Origin of the sequence: Gemmatimonas sp. (assembly GCF_046594945.1) — a bacterium.
GTDB lineage: Bacteria > Gemmatimonadota > Gemmatimonadetes > Gemmatimonadales > Gemmatimonadaceae > Gemmatimonas.
In genome coordinates, this window is the sequence record NZ_JBKJRB010000156.1 from 46,570 (window position 1) to 67,819 (window position 21,250).

A 21,250-nucleotide genomic window follows, 5' to 3' on the forward strand; every position below is an offset into this window, starting at 1 on the left:
CTTCCATGGACGATAGTCTTTATTTCAACGAGCAGCATCTCGCCGTGCGTGACATGGTCCGCACCTTTGCGCGAGAGCAGGTTGCCCCCGTCGCATCGCAACACGATGAGGATTCTACATTCCCCTGGGTGAACGTGAAGGCCATGGGAGAACTCGGACTCCTTGGCATTCCGTGGTCTGAAGATGTCGGTGGCGCCGGCTTCGATACGATCAGCTTCATGATCGCGATCGAAGAGCTGGCGAAAGTGTGTGCCTCGCACTCCATTACGATCAGCGCCCACACGACGCTCGGCACGTCGCCCATCATCAGCTTCGGCACCAAGGCACAGATCGAGCAGTATGTGCCGCTGCTGGCCAGTGGCAAGGTGCTCGGTGGCTTCGGACTCACGGAGGAGAGCGCGGGCAGCGACGCCGGTGGTACGCGCACGACCGCCGAAAAGAGAGACGGCTACTATTTGCTGAACGGATCGAAGCGGTTTATCACGCACGCTGGTGTCGGCGAGGTATTCGTCGTGACCGCCGTAACCGATCCCTCCAAAGGCACGAAGGGCATCTCGTCGTTCATCCTGAACAAGGAGAGCTGCGATCTTGAACAGTGCCGTGTGTTGGGAATCGGCCACGACGACTCCCTTGCACCGATGAAGGGATTCACGTCGGGCAAAAAGGAAAACAAACTGGGCTGGCGCGCGTCGGACACTCGCGAACTGCTGTTCGACAACGTCGAAGTGCCGGCCGAGAATTTGTTGGGCACCGAAGGCTTGGGCTTCATCAATTTCATGAAGACGCTTGATGCCGGCCGTATCGGGATCGCGTCGCTGTCGATCGGTATCGCGCAGGGGGCGCTCGAGGAGTCACTCAAGTACGCGTCGGTCCGGAAGCAATTCGGCGCCGCGATCGCGACGTTCCAGGGCATTCAGTTCCAGCTCTCCGATATGGCCACTGAAATCGAAGCGGGCCGCCATCTGGTGTACCACGCCGCCTGGCTGGCGCAGCAGGGGAAGCCGTTCGGCAAGGAAGCTGCGATGGCGAAATTGTTCTGCTCGGAGCTCGCGATGCGTGCCACGATCAAGGCCATTCAGATTCACGGCGGGTACGGCTACACGAAAGACTACCCGGTGGAGCGCTTCATGCGCGACGCGAAGATCTGCGAGATCGGCGAGGGGACCAGCGAGATTCAGCGCATGGTCATCGCGAGGCACTTGCTGAAAGGACTGATGGAGTGAGTCTCCGGGACGGACCGCCAACCATGTATTGCGGGGGACGTTCGGTCTCGTGTACTCTTCCTTGGTAGTCCGTTTTGGCAGGACCCCGCAGTTTCCGTAGCCGTCGCTTCCGGCGCCGGCGGCCCGTGCGACTCACGGGCCGTTTGCGTTTGTGGCGGGGGCGGATCGGCGCCAGCGTGCAGCCGTCCGACGCCCTCCACACGTCCCACCGCACGACACACCCTGTGTGTTGATCGCGGGTAATCGCGTTTGTCCTGAGGCCTGCGCCTTCCGCCGCTACCGAAGCGCGGGACGGTCCGCGGTTTTCGGGCGCGACTCGCCCGTCCGATCAGTCGTGCTGGCTGGGGGAGCCCCGTGACGTCGTCCGTGTCGCCGCCGACTGGCGCGCTCGGGCAGTCTCTGTTCGATCACCGTGTTCGTCGCCGCATCGGTCCAGTGGAGTCGCCACCGCCGAGGCGCGCGGCACGTCAGAATGAAGCGAGAGATCCTGGTGAACGCGACGCCGCGCGAGACGCGCGTCGCCATTCTCGAGGACGGCCAGTTGGTGGAGTTGCTGGTGGATCGACCCGATGCCCGTCGCATGGTTGGCGACGTGTATCTCGGGAAGGTCGAAGCCGTGCTCCCCGGAATTCAGGCCGCCTTCGTGAACATTGGCACCGAAAAGTCCGCATTCCTGCACGCCGCCGATGTGGTGGTCGAGGATGCGCCGGTTGCCGACGACGAAGATGACGACGAGGACGAGGCTGGCGACGATGCCGGCGGCGGCAGCGCCGGCGGAGGTCGTCGGGGTCGCCGCGAGGTCCGCCCTATTCAGGACCTTTTGAAACGCGGACAGGACATCCTCGTTCAGATCACCAAGGAACCCATCTCCACGAAAGGACCTCGCGTTACCGCGCAGGTATCTCTCGCTGGCCGGTTCCTGGTGTATATGCCCTTTGCGTCGAAGGTCGGCGTCAGCCGCAAGATCGACGAGCGCTCCGAGCGGCAGCGCCTCCGAGCGATGGTCTCCGAAATGCTCCCGGACGATGTCGGTGGCGTCATTATCCGCACCGTCTCGGAAGACGCGACCAAGGAGGTGTTCGAGCGTGAGCTCAACACACTCATCAATAACTGGAAGCGGATCAAGCGGAAAACGCAGTTCACGCGCGCGCCGGCATTGGTCCACCGTGAGACGAACGTTACGCGCGGCCTCGTGCGCGACCTCTTCAGCGCCAAAGTCGAGGGCGTCACCGTCGACTCCCGTCAGGTCTTCAACGAGATCACGGAGTACCTCACGGGCATCGCGCCCGAGCTCGTGGAGCGCGTGAAGCTGTACGAGGATATCGTGCCGTTGTTCGACAAGGCGGACATCGAGACGGAGATCCGCGACTTGTTCAAGCGGCGTTGCGACCTGCCGAGCGGCGGCTACCTGATTATCGAGCCTACCGAGGCGCTCGTGTCGATCGACGTGAACTCAGGTCGATACACCGGCAAGCGCGACCCCGAGAAAACGGTATTCAAAACCAATACCGAGGCGGCGCGTGAAATCGCGCGGCAGCTCCGGTTGCGCGACGTCGGCGGCATCATCGTCTGCGATTTCATCGACATGGAAACGCAGGGGAATCGCGACAAGGTGATTCACGAATTGCGCAACCACCTGAGTCGTGATCGCGCCCGTACCAAGGCCCACGCGGTGTCTGACTTGGGGCTGGTGGAGATGACGCGACAGCGCGTGCGACAGAGCCACTGGCAAAGCATGACCGAGTCATGCCCCACCTGTAGCGGCACCGGCCGCGTATTTACGCCGGAGACGATCGTCCGGCGCACCGAGCGGGCCGTGCGCCGCATGTCGGCCGAGGGACGCCGGGAGCCGGTGATTCTCCGTCTCCATCCGGAGGTCGCGCTACACGTGCTAGAGCAGGAGCACGACTTCGTGAAGCGCCTCGAAAAGCTGGCCGGATTCCCGTTGGAGTTGCGAGACGATCCGCTGCTCCGGCCGGACGAAATCAAGCTCGTCATGCGCGGCGCCCAGCGGGATGTTACGCAACAGTACGCTCTGGCCTGAAAACGGTCGGAAACCCACATTCCCCGATGCGCCTGAGGCTGGTCTTAGGCGCTTGACAGCTAAAGCGAAGCCGGATAAGCTTTAAGGCTACGTTTGAAGCCTGCAGAATACGATTTAACAGATAGAGCCATGAGCTACGCGATCATTCGCACCGGCGGCAAGCAGTTCCGTGCCGAGCCGGGCAAGTCCCTTAGGATTCCCTCGCTCCTGGGCGATGCCGGCACGTCCGTCGAGTTCAACGACGTCCTTATCGGCAACGACGGCACCGGTGTGCGCATGGGCGTACCCACGCTCAGTGGCGCCAAGGTCACGGGCGAGATCGTGAAGCACGGCCTCGAAGACAAGATCATCGTCTTCAAGTTCAAGCGCCGTAAGAACTATGCCCGTAAGCAGGGTCATCGGCAGAAGTTCACGGAAGTTCGCATTCACGAAATCACCCTCGGCTGATCGCCGGCGGCGCGCCGTTCTGGCGTGCCTCCTTTTCCGGACTAAGAGCAATGGCACATAAGAAAGGCGTCGGCTCATCACGCAACGGTCGCGATTCAAACCCGAAGTTTCGCGGCATCAAGAAGTACGGTGGTGAGTACGTAACGGCTGGCAACATCATCGCGCGTCAGTGCGGCACGAAGTGGCATCCCGGCAGCAATGTCGGCATGGGCACCGATTACACGATCTACTCGCTCGTCGACGGTGTAGTGCAGTTCCAGCATCACAACAAGAAGAAGTACAAGATCAGCGTTCTCCCTGTCGAGTTCGTCGAAGTGGCGGCTGAGGAAACGGTCGAGGCCTGATCGTCGCCATCGCCTGTTTACGAAGCCTCCGCCTCGCGCGGGGGCTTTGTGCGTTCCGGCACGTAACTTCCGGAGGCCGAGCGACGTACGTTTTAGCATCACTCACACTTTGCGGAGAAGGGCGCCATGGCGATCTGGGACAAGGTCAAACAGGGGATCGATAAGGCTGGCAAGGCGGCGCAGGACGTCTTCGACGAGGGAAAGCTGCGCCTCGACTCCTATCGAGCCCGTGAACAGGCCGACAAGGCCGCGGAAGCACTGGGGTATGCGGTGTTCCGTGCGGCCGATGCTGGTAGTGAACTGGCAGCGGACGCGCGTGACCGGCTCATCGCGGCCTTGCGCGCGCAAGACGTCGAGGCGCGCCGGATGGAGGCAGAGCTCGCGGACGCTCGCGCGGCCAATGGCACGACGGACGCCCCTGAAGCGCCGGGCAGTGCGGTACCCACTGCACCCGTGCAGCAGTCCGCGCCGCCGACCGATGCAATCAGCTAAAATGGCCGGCTAAAATGGCCCGTCGCGGCAGGCGGCAGCGGGGTCGGCGCGTGCGGGTCCTGCAGCCAATGCGGGACCCGGGTTCCACGAAATCAGACAGAAGAGAACGCCGCGCGAATCGTGGCGGGCACGTCGGTGCAGAGCCCGTCCACCCCCCATGAGGCCAGCTGACGCGCTCGCACCGGATCGTTTTCGGTCCAGGCGATGACTTTGGCGCCCCGTGCATGGGCCGCCGTGACCAGCGCTTCGTCGATCAGTTCGGTGTACTGCCAAAGGGCGTCCGGCACCATCGGCCGAAGCATGCCGGCTGGCTCGATTTGATATGAGTCCGAGAGAAAACCGATGGCTGTGCCCGGGCGGAGCGCCCGGACCGTCGCCGGAATGCGGTGGTCGAAGGAGTGCACGGCCGCGCGCACCGCGGGGTGGCGGTTGAGCAGAGCCGCGAGGGCTGCTTCCATGCGGGGTGCCTTGACCTCCACGTACACTGCGGCCCGGGAGCCGATCAAATCGAATACCTCGTCGAGCAGCGGCACGGGATGGCCGCCGTGCAGCCGCGCGGCATGCAGTTCGGTCAAGGTGAGCTCACGGATGGCCGTGGTCCCTCCCGCACCGCCGCCCTGATCGAGCCGGAGTACCGCGTCGTGATGCACCACCAGATGGCCGTCGGCCGATCCGTGCACGTCGAGCTCAATCCCATCCGCCTGTTGATCGAGGGCGAGAGAAAAGGCGGCAAGGGTATTCTCGAGGCACTCGCGTGACGAGCCGCGATGCGCGATGATGTCTGGTATATGCATGTCCGCTCTTCCCATCACGTCGTGATCGTTCGACCTCCGTCCACGCCAACCGAGGCGACCACGCGGCCGTTTGCGGCCGTGGCGAGTACAAGGTGGGGCGCGACCTTAACGATAGCGGCAGTGCGTCGTCCAATGGGTTGCAGCGTATGATCCATGCCGAACAGACCGACGACGCGTCACTCGACGGCGCCCTGATCGCCCGGTGGATGGCGGGTGACGAGCGGGCCGCCACGGCGATCGTCGAGCGGCACGCGGGCGCGCTGGCGCGTTTTGCCCTCCGGTTGGGCGTTGACGAGGATGTCGACGAGTTGGTGCAGGACACGTTCATCCGGGCGTTTTCGGCGCTCGAGTCGTTTCGGTCAGACAGTTCGCTTCGGACGTGGCTGTTTACCATCGAACGCCGTCTGGTAATCGACCGGCGACGATCAAGTGCCAGACGGGGTCGCGAGGTCGACCTCGATGATGGACACACCGCCACGGGGTACGATGCGCTCGATGTCTTGGTGGCGGACGAAGCCGCACAGCGGATGGCCTCGGCGATCGGTCGATTGACACGCATGCAGCGTCAAGTCTTCACACTGCGTGTGCAGGAAGGGCGGAGTTACAAAGAGATCGCGGAGATTCTCGAGAGTTCCGAGGGCGCCGCGCGGGTGCACTACCACAACGCAATGCGAGCGGTGAAGGAGTTTCTCGATGACTGAGTGCCGGACACCGGACATGCAGGACCTGCTGCCCGACTACGCTTCGGCTTCGCTCGACGCGACGGCCGCCGCGCTGGTCGAGCAGCACCTGTCGATCTGCGACCCGTGTCGCGACGACGTCGCCGTACTACGTCTTGCGCGGGCGGTTCGCCCGAAGGCCCTACCGATCGACGTCGCGCAGATTGTGGCGAAGCTGCCGCGTTCCGCGCCCACGCTGCGACTCGTACGCTCCTCCAGTGAGGCTGCCCTCGTCACGGCATCGTACACGACGGCGGCGCGTCCTCGTCGTCGGTGGTCGGCCGCCGTGTGGCAAGTGGCCGCGGCCGTTGGTGTGATGATCGTCGGCGGCACCTCTCTTCTGGTGTCGCGGAACAGCCCGAACCGCCTCACGAGCGCCCGCTCGAGCGACGCCCAGTTGGCGGAAGCCGCCGAGCGCGCGCTGTCGGGGACATCGGGGGCGGCCGGCATGATACCGTCCGTGACGGTCGCTGTCCTAGATTCGCCGTCGAGCATGGCCGGTGCGGCTCGTGAGTCACGCGTGTCGGTGTCGTACGGCGACCTCGGAAATTATTCGGAGGCCGAGCTGCAGCACATGCTCGATCGCCTCGAGAAGTGGGATGGCACCAGCTCTTCTGAGCCGCTGCCGACGCTCCCTGTTGTGTCGACCTCGGGAGGTTCCGCGCCATGAACATGTCCATCAACACGTCGCGACTCCGACGGCTCCTTGCCGCGGCGCTCGTCGCGGCGGTCGGTACGCCGGTCATGGCGGTTGCGCAGGGCGCGCCGCCGCGAGGGTACGATCGACAGGGCACCTCGCGCATGCCTGATCAGCAGCGTGATGTGCTCGAGAAGCGCTTCAAGGAGCGGATCGACGCTATCGTGAAGCAGCGGCTGCGCCTGACGGACGAACAGCAGGTCAAACTGCGTGACGTGGCCTCACGCACGGAAGAATCTCGTCGCGTGCTGCGGCATGAGGAATTCGAGCTACGGACGTCGTTGCGCGAGGAGATGAAGGCTGGCGATAAGGCAAACGAATCGAAGGTCGGAGAGTTGCTCGAGCAAGTACCTCGACTCGAACGTCGGAAGCTCGACCTCATGGAGGCCGAACAGCGCGAGCTGGCGAAATTCCTGTCCGCAACGCAGCGCGCGCGCTACTTCGGGCTGCAGGACGAGCTTCGGCGTGGCATGCAGGACCTCCAGCGCGGGCGAATGGGTCTCCACGATTCTTCGGACTCCCCCAAGAACAGCCGCGGATTCCGGCGACGCTCGGCACCGCCTCCGATGTGATCGGGCATCGCCGACTCGGCACCCCAGACTCGGCACCCCCGTGGCGTCGCTTTCACCAACCGTGTACACTTGTCTCACGGTAGGTGGTGTAGGCCTAGATGGCGGAACTGGCAGACGCAGGGGACTCAAAATCCCCCACTCGCAAGGGTTTCCGGGTTCGACCCCCGGTCTGGGCATGTCGGCAGCGTGTTGTACCATTGTGCACGATTTGCCAACCGATTCGAACGACGCGGTTGAGTTGTCGGTCGTGTGTCGCAATGTTGAGGGTACGAAGGCGTCACGAGGCAGCCTTTGATGGGGTGTAGCTCAATGGCAGAGCACTCGACTGTTAATCGAGCGGTTGTAGGTTCGACTCCTACCGCCCCAGTTGTTGCAACATAGAGCGCCCGGTTCTCCGAAAGGAAAGCCGGGCGTTGTGTGTTTATGTCGCGCGAAGTCGTCGCGCGGGCGCTCGCCTCGCTTGCCGCGCCCGCCGGTCGACGCCTAGCTTCACATGCTCTGTTGCTGCGTGTCATCGCCGTCCCCTTCTGCGCCGATTGCGTCCATGTCCTTCTCGCTCCAGCTCAGTCACGCTGCCCCCGCTTCGGTGGATTCGCCGTTGCTGGCGATCGTTCTGCCACAGGACCCGTCGCTCGACGACGCCCTGCGCGCCGTCGACACGCCGTTGGCCGGCGCGATCCAGCGGTCGATCGCCCGCCGCGACTTCCGTGGCGGCCGGGATGAGACGATGCTGTTCGTCGGCGGCGATTCGGGCGCCCAGCGCGTGCTCCTCGTGGGCCGTGGATCGGCTCCGCTCACGCGCGCGGTCGCACGACGGGCGTCGGCGATCGCCGCCCGTCAGGCCGGCAAGCTGGGCACGGGTGCGATGCATCTCGTGCTCCCGGGAGCCGACGCTGACGCGATCGAAGGGGTTGCCCTTGGCGCCGCCGCCGGCAGTTGGGCCTATCCCGATCTGCAGACTCAGCCGCCCGAGAAGGAACGGCGGGCGCGTCTGCAATCGGTCACGGTACTCGGTGGCGACACGGATGCCGTGCGTGCCGGTTTTGCAGCTGGAGCCGCGGTCGCAGAAGGGCAGGCCATTGCAAAGCGCCTGGGAATGATGCCCGGAAACGTCTGCACGCCGGAGACGTTCGTCGAAGTGGGGCGCGAGATTGCCGCACGGCACGGCATGACGATCACGGTGCTGGGACGCGCCGAGATGGAGCTGGAGAAGATGGGCTCGTTCCTCTGCGTGGCGCAGGGAACGCCCGAGGAGCCGCGCCTCGTTGCCCTCGAGTACCGGGGTGGCGCGCCGGATCAGCAGCCTGTGGTCCTGATCGGCAAGGGTCTCTGCTTCGACACTGGCGGTATCTCGATCAAGCCGGCGCCGGAGATGGAATGGATGAAGTTTGACATGTCTGGTGCAGGTGGCGTGATGGGCGCGATGGAAGCCATCGGTCGTCTCAGGCTCCCCATCAACGTGGTCGGTATTATCGGAGCGACCACGAATATGCCCTCGGGCACGGCGGTGAAGCCTGGTGACGTCGTTCGGGCGTCGAACGGCAAAACCATCGAAATCATCAACACCGATGCCGAAGGCCGCCTCGTGCTGGCCGATCTGTTGGTGTTTGCCAAGCGGTTCAATCCCGCCCTCGCCATCGATGCCGCCACACTCACCGGTGCCGTCGTCATCGGCCTCGGCGCACACGCCGTCGGTGTCTTCGGCGCCGACAAGGCGGCGGTCGACGAAGTGCTGGCCGCCGGTTCTGCCGCAGGCGAACCAGGATGGCCCCTTCCGCTGTGGGATGAGTACAAGGAGCAGATCAAATCCGATGTGGCCGACCTGAAGAACTCGGGCGGTCGCGCGGCGGGGTCCATTACCGCTGCTCTCTTCCTGCAGGAATTCGTGGACGGTTATCCGTGGGTGCATCTGGACGTGGCCGGTACGGCCTACTCGCAGGTCGATCTGGGCTGGATTCCGAAGGGACCTACAGGCACGCCCGTGGGTACCTTCGTCGAAATCGTACGGGCGCGCGCGCGTCGGTGATTTGCGCCGTTCGGCTTATGGTCGCCAGCCTCCTGGCGGCCATCGCGGCGCCGACGCTCGCATCGGCGCAGGTTCGTCCGGACAGCGTGCGGAAGGATACCGTGCGGATATCGGTGCCGGTGCCGCCGCTCGGTGTCGACACGCTTCCCAAGCGCACGATTGCCAGTGATTCCTCCGTCTTCGCGCGCGAGGTCGCGCGCACCGACAGCGTCAAGCGCTTCATCGCGGGCGATACCATCAAGGCACCGCTCGCGCGATTCGAGCGACCGGATGATTTCGAGTCGTCGCCGCGACTTCGTTTTTCGCGCGAGGAGATTCTGTCGTCGGGTGCGGTGAACCTCGCGGACTTGCTCGATCGTGTGCCGGGTGTCACGACGTATCGCAGCGGATGGATCGCCGGCGTACATGCCGCCGCGTTCGCCGGGGACACGCGTCGCCTGCGCCTGTTCGTCGATGGCGTGGAGATGGACGCGATCGAGCCGCGCAATGGCGGCACGCTCGATCTCACCGATGTGCAGTTGTGGACGCTCGACGAACTGGTGGTGGAGCGGGCGGCGGGTGAGGTGCGCGTGTGGATGCGCACGTGGACCGTGCAGCGCACCACGCCGTATACCCGCGCTGACATTTTCACCGGTGATCTGAACACCAACGCGTTCCGCGGTCTCTTTGCGCGCCGCTGGCGCAACGGCGTGTTGCTGCAGCTTGGTGGGCAACAGGTGGCCACGCAGAGTGGCCGTGTGAATGCCTTCACCGGCGCTGAGAGTTCGACGGGTCGCAGCGATGGCACTGTGCAAGGCTTCATGGCCCGCATCGGATGGTCCAAGCGTCGACTCAGCGTGGATCTGTTCGCGAACGCCATGGGCCGGGAACGCGATGCGCATACCGCGCGCGAAGGCTTCACGGACCTCCTCAGGTACAAAGGCTCGCGTCGCGATGCCTATCTGCGCCTTGGGTACGGCGACACGCTACGCGGATTCTGGTCGCAGGCGCTCATCGGCGTCGTGCGCACGCGGTTGGAGGGCGTTGGCGATCCGTCCGCTGAAACAGATACGACGGTTATCGTCGAGACGGACACGATCCGCGGCCGCACGCAACAGGTACTGTCCGCAGGCTATCGCACGTCGCGCTGGGCAGTGTCGATGACGGATCGCGTGCGTCCGATCAACGGCATGGCCTTTCATGCCCCCGCAGTGCGCGGACGATTCGGTGGATTGCGCTACGCGATCGGGGCCTTTGCCGAAGCGAATGGCGCCGACTCCACCCGTCGCGTCGATCTCTCCGCCCGCGCGCAACCGTTTTCGTGGCTGATATTCACCGGCGCTCAAAGCACGCGCACGCCGGATTCGGCGACCGCTCGCGTGGGCGGCAGCACGCTGCGGGCTGAGGCGGCGTTCAGGGTAGGCCGGCTGTGGCTCGGCGGAGGCGTGATTCGGGATGACGCGACCAGTTTCGAGTCACCCGTCATTCTCGGCACACCCACCGCGCTCTTGTCGTCGGTTGCTGCGCAAGGCGTGCTCGTGTCGGCGACGGGCCGACTGTACAAGGACGTGCGCGTCGATGTGCAGGCCATCCGGTGGGATGGTTCGCAGTACAATCGCCCACAGTTGCATGTCCGCACCGAGATCGCGCTGATCAGCGACTGGCGTCGCAAATTCCCGCGTGGCGAGTTCTCGATCAACGCCCGCATCTGGCATGAGCTGCGCGACGGTGTGCCGTTCGACTATGGCACCGCGGCGGGGAGTAGCACGCCCGATGTCCGCATCACCGAGCGGGCCAATGTCGTCACCGGGTTGCTCGAACTCCGCATTCAGCGCGCGACGTTGTTCTACCAGTATCGCAACCTGACCGGCGGTGCGTACGAGCAGATTCGCGGAATCACGATGCCGCCGGCAGTGCAGATGTACGGCGTGCGCTGGGAGTTCTGGAACTGATGCGGTTGACGCACTCTCGCGCCCACGTTTCATTGCCGATCGCATGATTCGTTCAATGACGGGCTTCGGCCAGGCGGAGGGCACGGTCGGCACCGCTCGGGTGCTGGTCGAAGTGCGCACGGTCAATCATCGATTTTTCTCGCCGAGCATCAAGTTGCCGGGTGCATACGGACGCTGGGAGACCGAGGTGCGTGAGGCGATACGGCTCAAGGTCAGTCGTGGCCACGTGACCCTGACGGCTCGCAGCGAACGACTGGCCACGCAGGCCATCGCCATCGATGACGAGCGTTTCGCGGCCGTGGTCGCGCAGCTGCGGGAGTTGCATGACCGGCACGGTCTCGCCGGTGGTGTGGACCTCGCCACGGTGTTGCGCATGCCCGAGGTGATGTCGGCCCCTCGTGAGGAGGAAGACACGGGCACGGTCGCCGACCTGATCGCGATCGTGGAGTGTGCGCTCGATCACCTCGGGCGCGCCCGGGTCGAAGAGGGCGCGCGTCTCGCCGCAGTCTTGCAAGCGCGGCTCGAGATGGTGGACGGGGCGCTGCAGCGGATAGCGCTTCGCGCGCCCGAGCGCCTGCTGGTGCAGCGGGATCGCCTGCGGGCGGCCGTTCGTGAGCTGGCCGACGGGCTGGCGGTGGACGAAGTGCGGCTGGCCCAGGAAATCGCGATTCTGGCTGATCGGATGGACGTCAGCGAGGAGCTCGATCGGTTCCGGTCGCATATCACCGCATTCCACGGTGTCCTCGCGGATGCAGGTGGAGAACCGGTGGGCAAACGATTGGGTTTTCTCCTGCAGGAAATGCTCCGGGAGGCGAATACCACCGGAAGCAAAGCGGCCGACGCCGCGATTCTTCATGACGTGGTCGGTGTGAAGGAAGAGCTGGAGCGCATCCGGGAGCAGGTCGAGAACCTCGAGTGAGTCCATTTCCGGTCATCCTGTCCGCTCCCTCCGGGGGTGGAAAAACCACGATTGCGCGTCGCGTGCTGGAGCGGCGGGCCGATGTGGGTTATTCTGTGAGTTGTACCACGCGCCTGCCTCGGGATGGTGAGGTGGACGGTCGGGACTATCGATTTATGAGTCTCGAGGCGTTTGCTGGCGCGCGTGACGCGGGGGAGTTCGCTGAGTGGGCTGAGGTGCACGGCAATTTCTACGGGACGATGCGATCCGAAATTCAGCGCGTGCTGAACGCCGGGCAGCACGTGCTGATGGACATCGACGTGCAGGGAGCACGACAGTTCCACGTCGCGTTTCCCGATACCGTGCTGATTTTTGTCCTGCCGCCGTCTGGCGAGGTGCTGAAGTCCCGGCTCTCGGCGCGGAAGAGCGAAAATCGCGAGCGGTTGCTCGTTCGCCTGCGAAACGCTCGCGCGGAGCTGGGGGAAGTCGGACGCTACCACTACGTGGTGGTGAACGATGATCTCGAGCGTGCGGTGGATCAGGTAAGTGCTATTATCGATGCGGAAGGACTGCGGCACGATCGAGTACATGAGGTCGAGGCGCAGGTCGAGGTGCTCATCGCGCAGCTCGAAGAGGAAATCCACGTTTTCAGCAAAGGCGACTGACGCATGCAGGTTTTTACTCCGTCCGACGTGTCGAAGCACGCGGCCAACAAATATCTGAGTGTGCTGATCGCGGCCAAATTCGCGCGCGTGCTCAACGAGTTCCCCCGCGATCGCTCCGCCCACGAGAAGAAGCTCACCACGCGTGCGCTCGAAGAGCTCGCCCACGGTGAGATTGAGTACCGCGTGGTGCCGCGCCGCCGTCCGGGCTGAGTACCCACCGCTTGTTGGACCTTGCGCCGCGCCGTGACGATCGTTCCGGCGCGGCGCCTTTTCTCCCCCCTCAGCGTCCTCGCCTGCTCCTGTGCGTCCCTTCGACCGTCAGCGCATTCTGCTCGGGGTCACCGGCGGCATCGCGTCCTACAAGGCCGCGTGGCTGGCGCGCCTGCTGACGCAGGCCGGTGCCGAGGTGGACGTCGTACTCACGCGCTCGGCGTGTGAGTTCATCGGCGCGATTACGTTCGAGGCGCTGACGGGACGTCCGGTCTACACCGCGCTCATCGCGCCAGGCCATGCGCTCGATCATATCGCCCTGGCCCGCGCGGCGCAGCTCGTGGTCGTCGCGCCCGCGACCGCTGATTTCTTGGCGCGGGCCGCCGGTGGTCACGCCGATGATCTGCTGTCCGCCTGCCTGCTCGCCACGAGCGCACCAACGCTGCTGGTTCCGGCCATGAACGATCGGATGTGGGCGCATCCACAGGTGCGTCGCAACACCGACTCCGCACGTGGAATCGGCTATCACGTCCTCGAGCCTGACAACGGTGCGCTAGCGGTCGGAGAGGGCAGTGGTCCGGGGCGCATGCCGGAGCCCGAGACTATTCTGGCGTACTGTGCGCGCTTGCTCGAAACGTCGACCGTGCTCAAGGGCCGCTCTATCGTGGTGACCGCAGGTCCGACGCGCGAACCGATCGATCCGGTGCGCTTTTTGTCGAATCGAAGCAGCGGGAAAATGGGCGTGGCGATTGCCGCCGCCGCGTGGCGACGCGGAGCGGATGTGACGCTGATCGCCGGACCGCTCGAGGTGGAGATTCCCCCTGGACTGCACGTCGTGACGGTCGAGACGACCTCGCAGATGCGCGATGCGGTCGCGCGGGCGCTCCCCGGCGCGGATGTACTGATCATGGCGGCGGCGCCAGCCGATTTCACCGCCGCCGCACCAGCGACCGCCAAGATCAAGAAGGCGGCGGCCGCACATGCCCTCGCGCTCGTGCCCACGGACGACATCCTCGCCAGCACTCGTGCCGCGCGACCGGCGTCGTGCGTGACGGTCGGCTTTGCGCTGGAAACGGGCGACGCGCGCAGTGAGGCAGGTCGCAAGCTGGTGGACAAGGGACTCGACTTTATCGTCGCCAACGATGCACTCGAAGCGGGTGCTGGCTTCGGCGTCGACACGAACCGCGTGACGATCAGACACGCCGACGGCCGCGAAGAGCACTTGCCGCTACAGCGCAAGCTGCAGGTGGCGGATGAGATTCTCGATCGTGTGGAGGTGCTGCTGCATGGACGCTAGGGATCGTCTCCGCCGTTATCTCGAACAGCGTCGCGAGCTTGGCGAGTCTGAGCTCGTGCTCGATAGTTTGTCCATCGAAGACGTGATGAAAATGGTAGGCGCGAAGCCGTCAGCGTCGAAAGCACCCGACGCGCCCGCGGCGCCGCGAGCGAAGTCACGCGAGCCGGCCCCTGCGCCGCGGGATGCTGATGCGCCGCCCACCGGCGATCCGATCGACGTGTTGTCGATGCCACTGGCGCCGCCGCCGGAGCCTGGCGTGCGATTCGATCGAGGCGCAACGACCGACTGGCGTGAAGCGCTGCGCAACGCCGGCGCGATGCGGCCAAGTGAGGCGTCGCCTCCGCGGCCGCCTGCGCCCGGGGCGACGCCACCCGCCGCCGATGCCGCCAAGCCCGACGCTGCCCCCGCCGACCACGGGATGGGGGACGCCGACGTCAGGGATTTGCCGGCATGGCTGTCAGCGCTCGAACTCCCGCTGGGAATCGAGGCCGGTCGGCTACGGGTCATCGACGCCGCGCCGGATGTCGCGACTCTCCCTACCCTCGAGGAATTGGCCGTGCACGTGGCCGGGTGCACCCGATGCGCGTTGTACAAGTCAGCCACGCATCACGTGCCGGGCGAAGGGAATCCGACGGCCGAACTGCTGTGTGTCGGTGAGGCACCCGGGGTCAACGAGGACGCGCAAGGTCGGGCGTTTGTCGGTGAGTCCGGCCAGTTGCTCACCAAGATTCTCAGCGCGATCCAGCTGTCGCGCGAGGATGTGTTCATCTGCAACGTGCTCAAACATCGGCCGCCGGGGAATCGGGATCCCTCGCCGGATGAAGTCGTCGCGTGCCATCCGTACCTGCTGCGCCAGATCGAATTGGTGCGGCCTCGCGTCATCCTCGCGCTGGGCCGCTTCGCCGCGCAGACGCTCCTCCAGACCACGACGGGCATCGGTGAACTGCGTGGTCGCATCCATCGGTTTCACGGCGTGCCGCTCATCGTGACGTATCATCCGGCGGCGCTGCTGCGCAACGAATCGTGGAAGCGTCCCACCTGGGAAGATGTGAAGCTCGCCCGTCGCATTCTCGATGCATCGCGCGCCGCCAGCGCAGACACCATGGCACCATGACCAGTCTTAGCGTTCCCAACGCGGCCGCACCGGCCACGCGCGATCCGTTCAAGGAACGCCGGCCACCCTGGTCCGAGGAAGCGGAGCAGGCCGTCCTTGGCGCCATGTTGCTCGACGCCGACGCCGTGATGCGCGCCGCGGAGCATGTCGACGACACGATGTTTTACCGTGAGGGGCATCGCCGTCTCTTCCGCGCCATGATTTCGATCACGGAACGCGGCGGCGTCATCGATCCACTCACGCTGGCCGATGAACTCGAACGGCGCGGGGAACTCGAGCACGCGGGCGGCCGCGAATATCTGGGGTTCCTGCTCGATGCGGTGCCAACGGTCGCGAACGTGGAGTATCACGCCCGCATCGTGAAGGAGCGTGCGCTGTTGCGCCGCCTCATCGAGGTGTCCACCGAAATCGTCTCCGAGGCGTTCGAGGGACGCACGGCCGCAGCGGACCTGCTCGACTCGGCGGAGTCGCGCATTTTTTCGCTGTCGCAAACGCGCGAGCGCACCGGATTCTCGCGCATCAAGGAACTGCTCTGGCCGGCCATGGAGAAGCTGGAGCTGCTCGCCCAGCGCGAAGCGGCGATCACGGGTGTGCCCAGCGGATTCAACGAACTCGACTTCATGACGTCGGGCTTTCAGCCGGCCGATCTGGTGATCGTGGCCGCGCGTCCGTCCATGGGCAAGACGGCGTTTACGCTCAACATTGCGCAGCACGCGGCGATCACGGCCAAGGTGCCGGTCGCGTTCTTCTCGCTCGAAATGAGCAAGGAGTCGCTGGTGCAACGTATGCTCGCCTCGGAAGCGCTCATCGATGCGCAGGCGCTGCGTAAAGGCGGTAGGGCGCTCGACGAATCGATGCCACGTTTGGCGCAGGCGGCTGGTATCCTGAGCCATGCGCCCATCTTCATCGACGACACGCCCGGCATCACGCTGCTCGACATGCGCGCCAAAGCGCGTCGACTCAAGTCCGAACACGATCTCGGACTCATCATCGTCGACTACCTGCAGCTCATGACCGGCCCCGCCGGCGTCGAGAACCGACAGCAGGAAGTCTCACAGATTTCGCGCGGCCTCAAGGCGCTCGCGAAAGAGTTGGGCGTGCCCGTCGTCGCGCTGTCGCAGCTCTCACGTGCGCCGGAGCAACGGACCGGCGACGACAAGGGACGTCCGCAGTTGTCCGACCTTCGCGAATCGGGTGCTATCGAGCAGGACGCCGACGTGATCATGTTCATCTTTCGACAGGAAGTGTACGCCGAACGCGACGAGAACGGCCGACTCAAGGACCCGGATCTCGAAGGACGCGCGGAGATCATCATCGGTAAGCAACGGAACGGTCCTATCGGCAGCGCGCGGTTGTACTTCCACAAGCAGTACACGCGATTCGATAACTTCTCGGCCCGCCAGGCCCCGAATGACTATGGCGGACCGAAGTCGGATTTCGGCGGACCCAAGCTGGTGAAGGGCGCCGATGATTTCGGCGGAACGCCGTTCTGAGCGCGACCTAATGGCCAAGGCGAAGACCGTCTATCGCTGCACGGAGTGCGGCGCGGCGTTTCCCAAGTGGGCGGGTCGTTGCGAGAGCTGCGACGCCTGGAATACGCTTGGCGAGGAGAGCGTCTCGACGGTGCCCACCAGCAAGCGCACGGCAGCGCGCAGCGCGCAGGGAATCGCCGCCACTACGGTCACGTTGGGTCGCGTCACGGCGGCCGACACGCCGCGGTGGATCACGCAGCTGAATGAGTTCGACTTCGTGCTTGGTGGCGGCCTCGTGCCGGGCAGTATGGTGTTGGTGGGCGGTGAACCCGGTATCGGCAAGAGTACCTTGTTGCTGCAGGTGGCGGCCAGGCTCGAAACGGCCGGACTGGCCACGTTGTATGTGTCCGGCGAAGAAAGTGCGCTGCAGGTGCGTCTTCGCGCCGACCGGCTGGCCGAGGATGCCTCATCGGTGGAGCTGCTGACCGAGACGTCGCTCGAAACGATTCTCGCCACGGCGGCGCAGCCATCCGCCGATGGCCGGCGCGTCAGTGTGCTGATCGTCGACTCGATTCAGACCGTGCACACCGAGTTACTCGAAGGTGCACCGGGCAATGTGGGGCAAGTCCGGGAGTGCGCGGCGCGTCTCATGCGATTCGCGAAGGACACTGGTACCGCCGTGTTCGTGATTGGTCATGTTACGAAGGGTGGTGGTATCGCCGGCCCCAAAACGCTCGAGCACATCGTCGATACCGTGTTGTACTTCGAAGGCGATGGCACGCTCGATCATCGTGTGCTGCGTGCGACCAAGAACCGCTTCGGCTCGGTCGATGAGATAGGTGTTTTTCGCATGGTTGGAACGGGACTCATTCCCGTGGAGAATCCGTCGGCGTTATTTCTTGGTGACCGTCGCGATGTGGCCAGCGGCAGTGCGGTCTGCGCGCTCATGGAAGGCACGCGACCCGTACTCGTGGAGGTGCAGGCGCTCGCCGCGCGTGCTGGGTTCGGCACGCCGCAACGCGTGGCCAACGGGATCGACGCGCGCCGACTGGCGCTGCTGTTAGCCGTGCTCGACAAGCGTGGCGGGTTCTCGTGTGCGCAGCTCGATGTGTTCTGCAACATCGTCGGTGGTATGCGGGTGCAAGAGCCGAGTGTCGATCTCGCAATCGTTGCCGCCATTGCCTCCAGCGTCGTCGATAAGCCGTTACCGGCTCAGGCCATCTTCCTCGGCGAAGTCGGACTTGGCGGCGAAGTCCGTCCGGTGTCGCAGGTTGAGCGACGCCTTGCCGAAGCGGCCAAGCTCGGTATGACCAGCGCCTATCTCTCAGATCGTGCGATTCCGCGACGCGTGCCTGGCGACATCACCTTGGTCGGTGTGCGCACGCTGGCCGACGTGCTACAAAAAACCGTCGGCAAAGATGCATCATGAGTGAGTTGCCAGCGCCACCACGCCGCGTGATTCCACCGCCGGTCATTGCCTCGCGCGGAGAGGAATCCGTGGCGCCGGTGGGGGTTGTGCGAGATGTCGGCGTGGTGATCGTGGCCGGTGGGTCCGGCTCGCGCACCGGGAGTGCAGAGCTGAAGCAGTTCCGGTGGGTCGCCGGTAAGCCGGCGCTACTGCACAGTGTGCAGGCGTTCATGGCTCGCCCCGACGTCGCAATCGTCGTGGTGGTCCTGCCCAAGGCGTACGCCGCCGATCCGCCACCGTGGTTGTTTCAGTGCGATGTCGACCGGTTGCTGGTATCCGTGGGAGGGCGTGAGCGGCACGAAAGCGTCGTGAACGGTCTCGAGGATCTTCCGGAAGAGGTGGTCATCGCCGTCGTGCACGACGCGGCCCGTCCGCTGGTGACCGATGCAACCATCGATCGGGTGATCGATGAGGCCCGCAAGGGGCATGGCGCCGTGGCGGCGTTACCGGTTGTCGACACGCTCAAGGAAGTCGATGCCGACGGCCGCATCGTACGCACGGTCGATCGCACCAATCTCTGGCGCGCACAGACACCGCAGGCGTTTCCGCGGACAATGCTGGAGCAGGCGCACATCGCCGCGCGGCGCGATGGCATCGGAGCAACCGACGACGCCGGGTTGTGCGAGCGTCTGGGACTGCCGGTGGTCGTGGTGCGCGGAAGCGAACGCGGCATGAAGATCACCGAGGATGTCGATTTTGCGCGTGCTGACGCCCTCCACATGCTGCCGGAGTAGTCGCTCGTGTCCCTGCATCGTGAGGCGCTCACGATACCATTCTGGTCTCCCGTCGAGGTCGAGGCAGCACTGCGCGAGGCGATCCTGCATCTCGGTGAGCGGCGTGTGCTCGCGTACCCCACGGAGACCGTGTACGGATTCGGCACCGCCGTCGATCACGATTCCGTGGAGGCGTTGGTGCAGCTCAAAGGCCGTCCGCCCGGCAAGCCATTCCTGCTACTGATCAACGACCCGGCGCAGATCGCGCGACTTGACCTGCATCTGCCCACCTATGCGTCCACGCTGGCCGCACGCTTCTGGCCTGGCCCTCTCACGCTCGTGTTGCGCGGCGGAGATCAGCGCGTCTCGCCGCGACTCCGCGGCCCCGAGGGCGGCGTGGCGGTCCGTTGGACGCCGCACGTGGGCCTCCAACGCCTGTTGGCGGCGTATGGCGAACCGATCACGAGCACGAGTGCGAATCGGCCTGGGGTTCCCCCTGCGATGACAGTCGCCGAAATTGTACAACAGTGGCCGGACGCGATTCATCGCGGTCAGTTGCACGTGCTTGATGGCGGTCGGCTGGCGCCGTCCCGATCGTCCACGGTGGTGGACTGTACCGGACGCCGAGCGCGCGTCATCCGACCGGGTGTGTTGTCGGCGATCCAGCTGCGCGAGTGCGTGCCGGATCTCGTGGGTGATACCTAGCATACGCCGAGGGGCGCACAACGCATGCATCTGCTCTTCGTCTGTACCGGGAATACCTGCCGCAGTCCGCTCGCTGAGGCGATCGCACGGCGCATGATTGCCGATCGTGCGATTCCTTACCTCACGGTCGGCAGCGCTGGCACGAGCGCGTGGGCCGATGCGCCGGCATCCGACGGCGCACTGCTCGTCGCGCTCGAACACGGTATCGACCTCGGCGATCATCGATCGCGGCCGCTGGCACAGGAGCTCGTTAGCGGCGCACAGGTCATCCTCACCATGGGCCCGCACCATCTCGATCGTGCGGAGGCGCTCGGGGGCACGCGCCGATCCTGGCTGCTCACTGAGTATGCAGGGGGCGCGCCTCGCCCGGTGAGCGATCCATTTGGTGGGGATCTTGACGTCTACCGCGCTACGTACCTGGAGCTCGAACAGGCGATTGACGCCGCGCTCGACCGGATCGTCGTCGATCGTTCACGCAGCACGCGTTGAGTTGACGCCCGTCATGAACCGACCGCAGGAGCGCGTAGACCGTGCAGCACAGCGACCGTCGCGACTGGTGATTCTCGGACATCCGGTCGCACATGCGCTGTCACCGGTTTTTCAGCGCGCGGCGCTACGTGACGTCGGAATTTCGGTCACGTATGATGGCGAGGATATCGCACCTTCTCATTTAGCCGACGCCCTCGTGCGCCTCGCCGCCGAGGGTGCCGGTGGGAACATCACGATTCCGCACAAGGAGGCCGCCGCGGCGTTGATCACGCAATGCACGCCGGCGGCGCGCCGGGTGGGCGCGGTGAACACGTTCTGGACGGAGCAGGGCGCGCTGGTCGGCCACAACACCGATGTTGACGGTGCGGCCGCGACGATACGAGCGCTCGTCGCGGGTACCGACGCGGACGGGCGCGACACGCGAGTCGTGCTGTGCGGTGCGGGCGGATCAGCGGCCGCGACGCTGGTTGCGCTGCACGACCTGGGATATCACCACATCACGATCGTCGCGCGCAGCACGGCGCGCGCGCAGGCGTTGTCGGCGCGGTTGGCCATTCCGACGCGGATCGTGATGTATGATGCGATCGAACGGGTCGTCGGCGGGGCGGGACTCGTGATCAATGCGACGCCGGTCGGACTCCGCGACGACGCGTTTCCGATGGCGGTGACCTTGCTCCCCGCTGGGTGCGCGGCCTTCGACGTGGTGTATCGCCCCGGGCTGACGCCGTGGATTGCCGCCTGCCGGGAGGCCGGTCGGCGTGCCGAAGACGGGCTGCGTATGCTGGTCGAGCAGGGGGCCGCGGCGTTCGAAGCGTGGTTCGATGTGCCGGCCCCACGGGCGGCTATGTGGCGTGCGCTCAACGCGGTGCCGACGACGTACGACAGCCGATGACCCGGCGTGACGTCCCGTACGGCCGTGCCGAAATCCGG

General features: G+C 65.0%; 22 protein-coding genes and 2 tRNA genes. 23 read left to right on the forward strand and 1 reads right to left on the reverse strand.

The genetic code is table 11. From position 1 onward, the window contains the following. The first annotated feature begins 5 nt into the window (after positions 1-5). The 5 genes from ACLL97_RS18540 (at position 6) to ACLL97_RS18560 (ending at position 4,550) form a co-directional block, all read left to right on the forward strand. Positions 6-1,223: an acyl-CoA dehydrogenase family protein gene (locus ACLL97_RS18540; RefSeq protein ID WP_411281965.1), complete on the forward strand. Its 1,218-nt coding sequence runs from the start codon at positions 6-8 to the stop codon at positions 1,221-1,223. 472 nt (positions 1,224-1,695) lie between these two features. After that, positions 1,696-3,267 (forward strand): Rne/Rng family ribonuclease, encoded by a 1,572-nt coding sequence (locus tag ACLL97_RS18545; protein WP_411281966.1) that lies wholly within the window; start codon positions 1,696-1,698, stop codon positions 3,265-3,267. A 129-nt stretch (positions 3,268-3,396) separates the two neighbouring features. Next, the gene (gene rplU / locus ACLL97_RS18550; RefSeq protein ID WP_411281967.1) at positions 3,397-3,714 is read left to right on the forward strand and encodes a 50S ribosomal protein L21; all 318 of its coding nucleotides are present in this window, start codon (positions 3,397-3,399) and stop codon (positions 3,712-3,714) included. Between the two features lie 50 nt (positions 3,715-3,764). Beyond that, positions 3,765-4,058 carry a 50S ribosomal protein L27 gene (gene rpmA / locus ACLL97_RS18555; RefSeq protein ID WP_411281968.1) on the forward strand — a complete coding sequence of 98 codons (294 nt, stop codon included), beginning with the start codon at positions 3,765-3,767 and terminating at the stop codon, positions 4,056-4,058. A 126-nt stretch (positions 4,059-4,184) separates the two neighbouring features. Then, positions 4,185-4,550 (forward strand): hypothetical protein, encoded by a 366-nt coding sequence (locus ACLL97_RS18560; RefSeq protein ID WP_411281969.1) that lies wholly within the window; start codon positions 4,185-4,187, stop codon positions 4,548-4,550. 92 nt (positions 4,551-4,642) lie between these two features. On the opposite strand, the gene ACLL97_RS18565 is transcribed toward ACLL97_RS18560, so the two are convergent. Continuing rightward, positions 4,643-5,359 carry a glycerophosphodiester phosphodiesterase gene (locus ACLL97_RS18565; protein WP_411282015.1) on the reverse strand — a complete coding sequence of 239 codons (717 nt, stop codon included), beginning with the start codon at positions 5,357-5,359 and terminating at the stop codon, positions 4,643-4,645. Positions 5,360-5,490: 131 nt separating this feature from the next. Here ACLL97_RS18565 and ACLL97_RS18570 point away from each other — a divergent pair, with 131 nt between their 5' ends. The 18 genes from ACLL97_RS18570 to ACLL97_RS18655 all read left to right on the forward strand — a co-directional run bounded on the left by ACLL97_RS18570 (position 5,491) and on the right by ACLL97_RS18655 (position 21,212). Further along, the gene (locus tag ACLL97_RS18570; RefSeq protein WP_411281970.1) at positions 5,491-6,045 is read left to right on the forward strand and encodes an RNA polymerase sigma factor; all 555 of its coding nucleotides are present in this window, start codon (positions 5,491-5,493) and stop codon (positions 6,043-6,045) included. Continuing rightward, on the forward strand, positions 6,038-6,733 hold the full coding sequence (locus ACLL97_RS18575) for a zf-HC2 domain-containing protein (RefSeq protein WP_411281971.1): 696 nt from the start codon (positions 6,038-6,040) through the stop codon (positions 6,731-6,733). The genes ACLL97_RS18570 and ACLL97_RS18575 overlap by 8 nt, the downstream gene beginning before the upstream one ends. Continuing rightward, a complete protein-coding gene (locus tag ACLL97_RS18580) occupies positions 6,730-7,332 on the forward strand; it encodes a hypothetical protein (protein WP_411281972.1) in 603 nt (200 codons plus the stop codon). Before ACLL97_RS18575 ends, ACLL97_RS18580 begins: the two co-directional genes overlap by 4 nt. Before the next feature lie 92 nt (positions 7,333-7,424). Further along, positions 7,425-7,508, forward strand: a tRNA-Leu gene (locus ACLL97_RS18585). 119 nt (positions 7,509-7,627) lie between these two features. After that, a tRNA-Asn gene (locus ACLL97_RS18590) sits at positions 7,628-7,699 on the forward strand. A gap of 177 nt (positions 7,700-7,876) precedes the next feature. After that, complete coding sequence (locus tag ACLL97_RS18595; RefSeq protein WP_411281973.1) at positions 7,877-9,358, forward strand: leucyl aminopeptidase; 1,482 nt, start codon at positions 7,877-7,879, stop codon at positions 9,356-9,358. Positions 9,359-9,375: 17 nt separating this feature from the next. Further along, entirely contained in the window at positions 9,376-11,289 is a 1,914-nt protein-coding gene (locus ACLL97_RS18600) for a TonB-dependent receptor plug domain-containing protein (RefSeq protein WP_411281974.1), read from the forward strand. Positions 11,290-11,332: 43 nt separating this feature from the next. After that, positions 11,333-12,208 (forward strand): YicC/YloC family endoribonuclease, encoded by an 876-nt coding sequence (locus tag ACLL97_RS18605; protein WP_411281975.1) that lies wholly within the window; start codon positions 11,333-11,335, stop codon positions 12,206-12,208. Then, positions 12,205-12,852, forward strand: a complete 648-nt coding sequence (gene gmk / locus ACLL97_RS18610; protein WP_411281976.1) for a guanylate kinase — start codon at positions 12,205-12,207, stop codon at positions 12,850-12,852. Before ACLL97_RS18605 ends, gmk begins: the two co-directional genes overlap by 4 nt. A gap of 3 nt (positions 12,853-12,855) precedes the next feature. Beyond that, positions 12,856-13,062: a DNA-directed RNA polymerase subunit omega gene (locus tag ACLL97_RS18615; RefSeq protein WP_171224451.1), complete on the forward strand. Its 207-nt coding sequence runs from the start codon at positions 12,856-12,858 to the stop codon at positions 13,060-13,062. A gap of 91 nt (positions 13,063-13,153) precedes the next feature. Further along, positions 13,154-14,359, forward strand: a complete 1,206-nt coding sequence (coaBC, locus tag ACLL97_RS18620; RefSeq protein WP_411281977.1) for a bifunctional phosphopantothenoylcysteine decarboxylase/phosphopantothenate--cysteine ligase CoaBC — start codon at positions 13,154-13,156, stop codon at positions 14,357-14,359. Further along, a complete protein-coding gene (locus ACLL97_RS18625; RefSeq protein ID WP_411281978.1) occupies positions 14,349-15,473 on the forward strand; it encodes a uracil-DNA glycosylase in 1,125 nt (374 codons plus the stop codon). The genes coaBC and ACLL97_RS18625 overlap by 11 nt, the downstream gene beginning before the upstream one ends. Further along, entirely contained in the window at positions 15,470-16,966 is a 1,497-nt protein-coding gene (gene dnaB / locus ACLL97_RS18630) for a replicative DNA helicase (protein WP_411281979.1), read from the forward strand. Before ACLL97_RS18625 ends, dnaB begins: the two co-directional genes overlap by 4 nt. A 10-nt stretch (positions 16,967-16,976) precedes the next feature. Beyond that, complete coding sequence (gene radA / locus ACLL97_RS18635) at positions 16,977-18,374, forward strand: DNA repair protein RadA (RefSeq protein ID WP_411281980.1); 1,398 nt, start codon at positions 16,977-16,979, stop codon at positions 18,372-18,374. Beyond that, entirely contained in the window at positions 18,371-19,147 is a 777-nt protein-coding gene (gene ispD, locus ACLL97_RS18640; RefSeq protein ID WP_411281981.1) for a 2-C-methyl-D-erythritol 4-phosphate cytidylyltransferase, read from the forward strand. Before radA ends, ispD begins: the two co-directional genes overlap by 4 nt. Before the next feature lie 6 nt (positions 19,148-19,153). Continuing rightward, complete coding sequence (locus tag ACLL97_RS18645) at positions 19,154-19,831, forward strand: L-threonylcarbamoyladenylate synthase (RefSeq protein WP_411281982.1); 678 nt, start codon at positions 19,154-19,156, stop codon at positions 19,829-19,831. Between the two features lie 24 nt (positions 19,832-19,855). Further along, the gene (locus tag ACLL97_RS18650) at positions 19,856-20,320 is read left to right on the forward strand and encodes a low molecular weight protein arginine phosphatase (RefSeq protein ID WP_411281983.1); all 465 of its coding nucleotides are present in this window, start codon (positions 19,856-19,858) and stop codon (positions 20,318-20,320) included. A 13-nt stretch (positions 20,321-20,333) separates the two neighbouring features. Next, complete coding sequence (locus tag ACLL97_RS18655; protein WP_411281984.1) at positions 20,334-21,212, forward strand: shikimate dehydrogenase family protein; 879 nt, start codon at positions 20,334-20,336, stop codon at positions 21,210-21,212. Positions 21,213-21,250 lie beyond the last annotated feature (38 nt).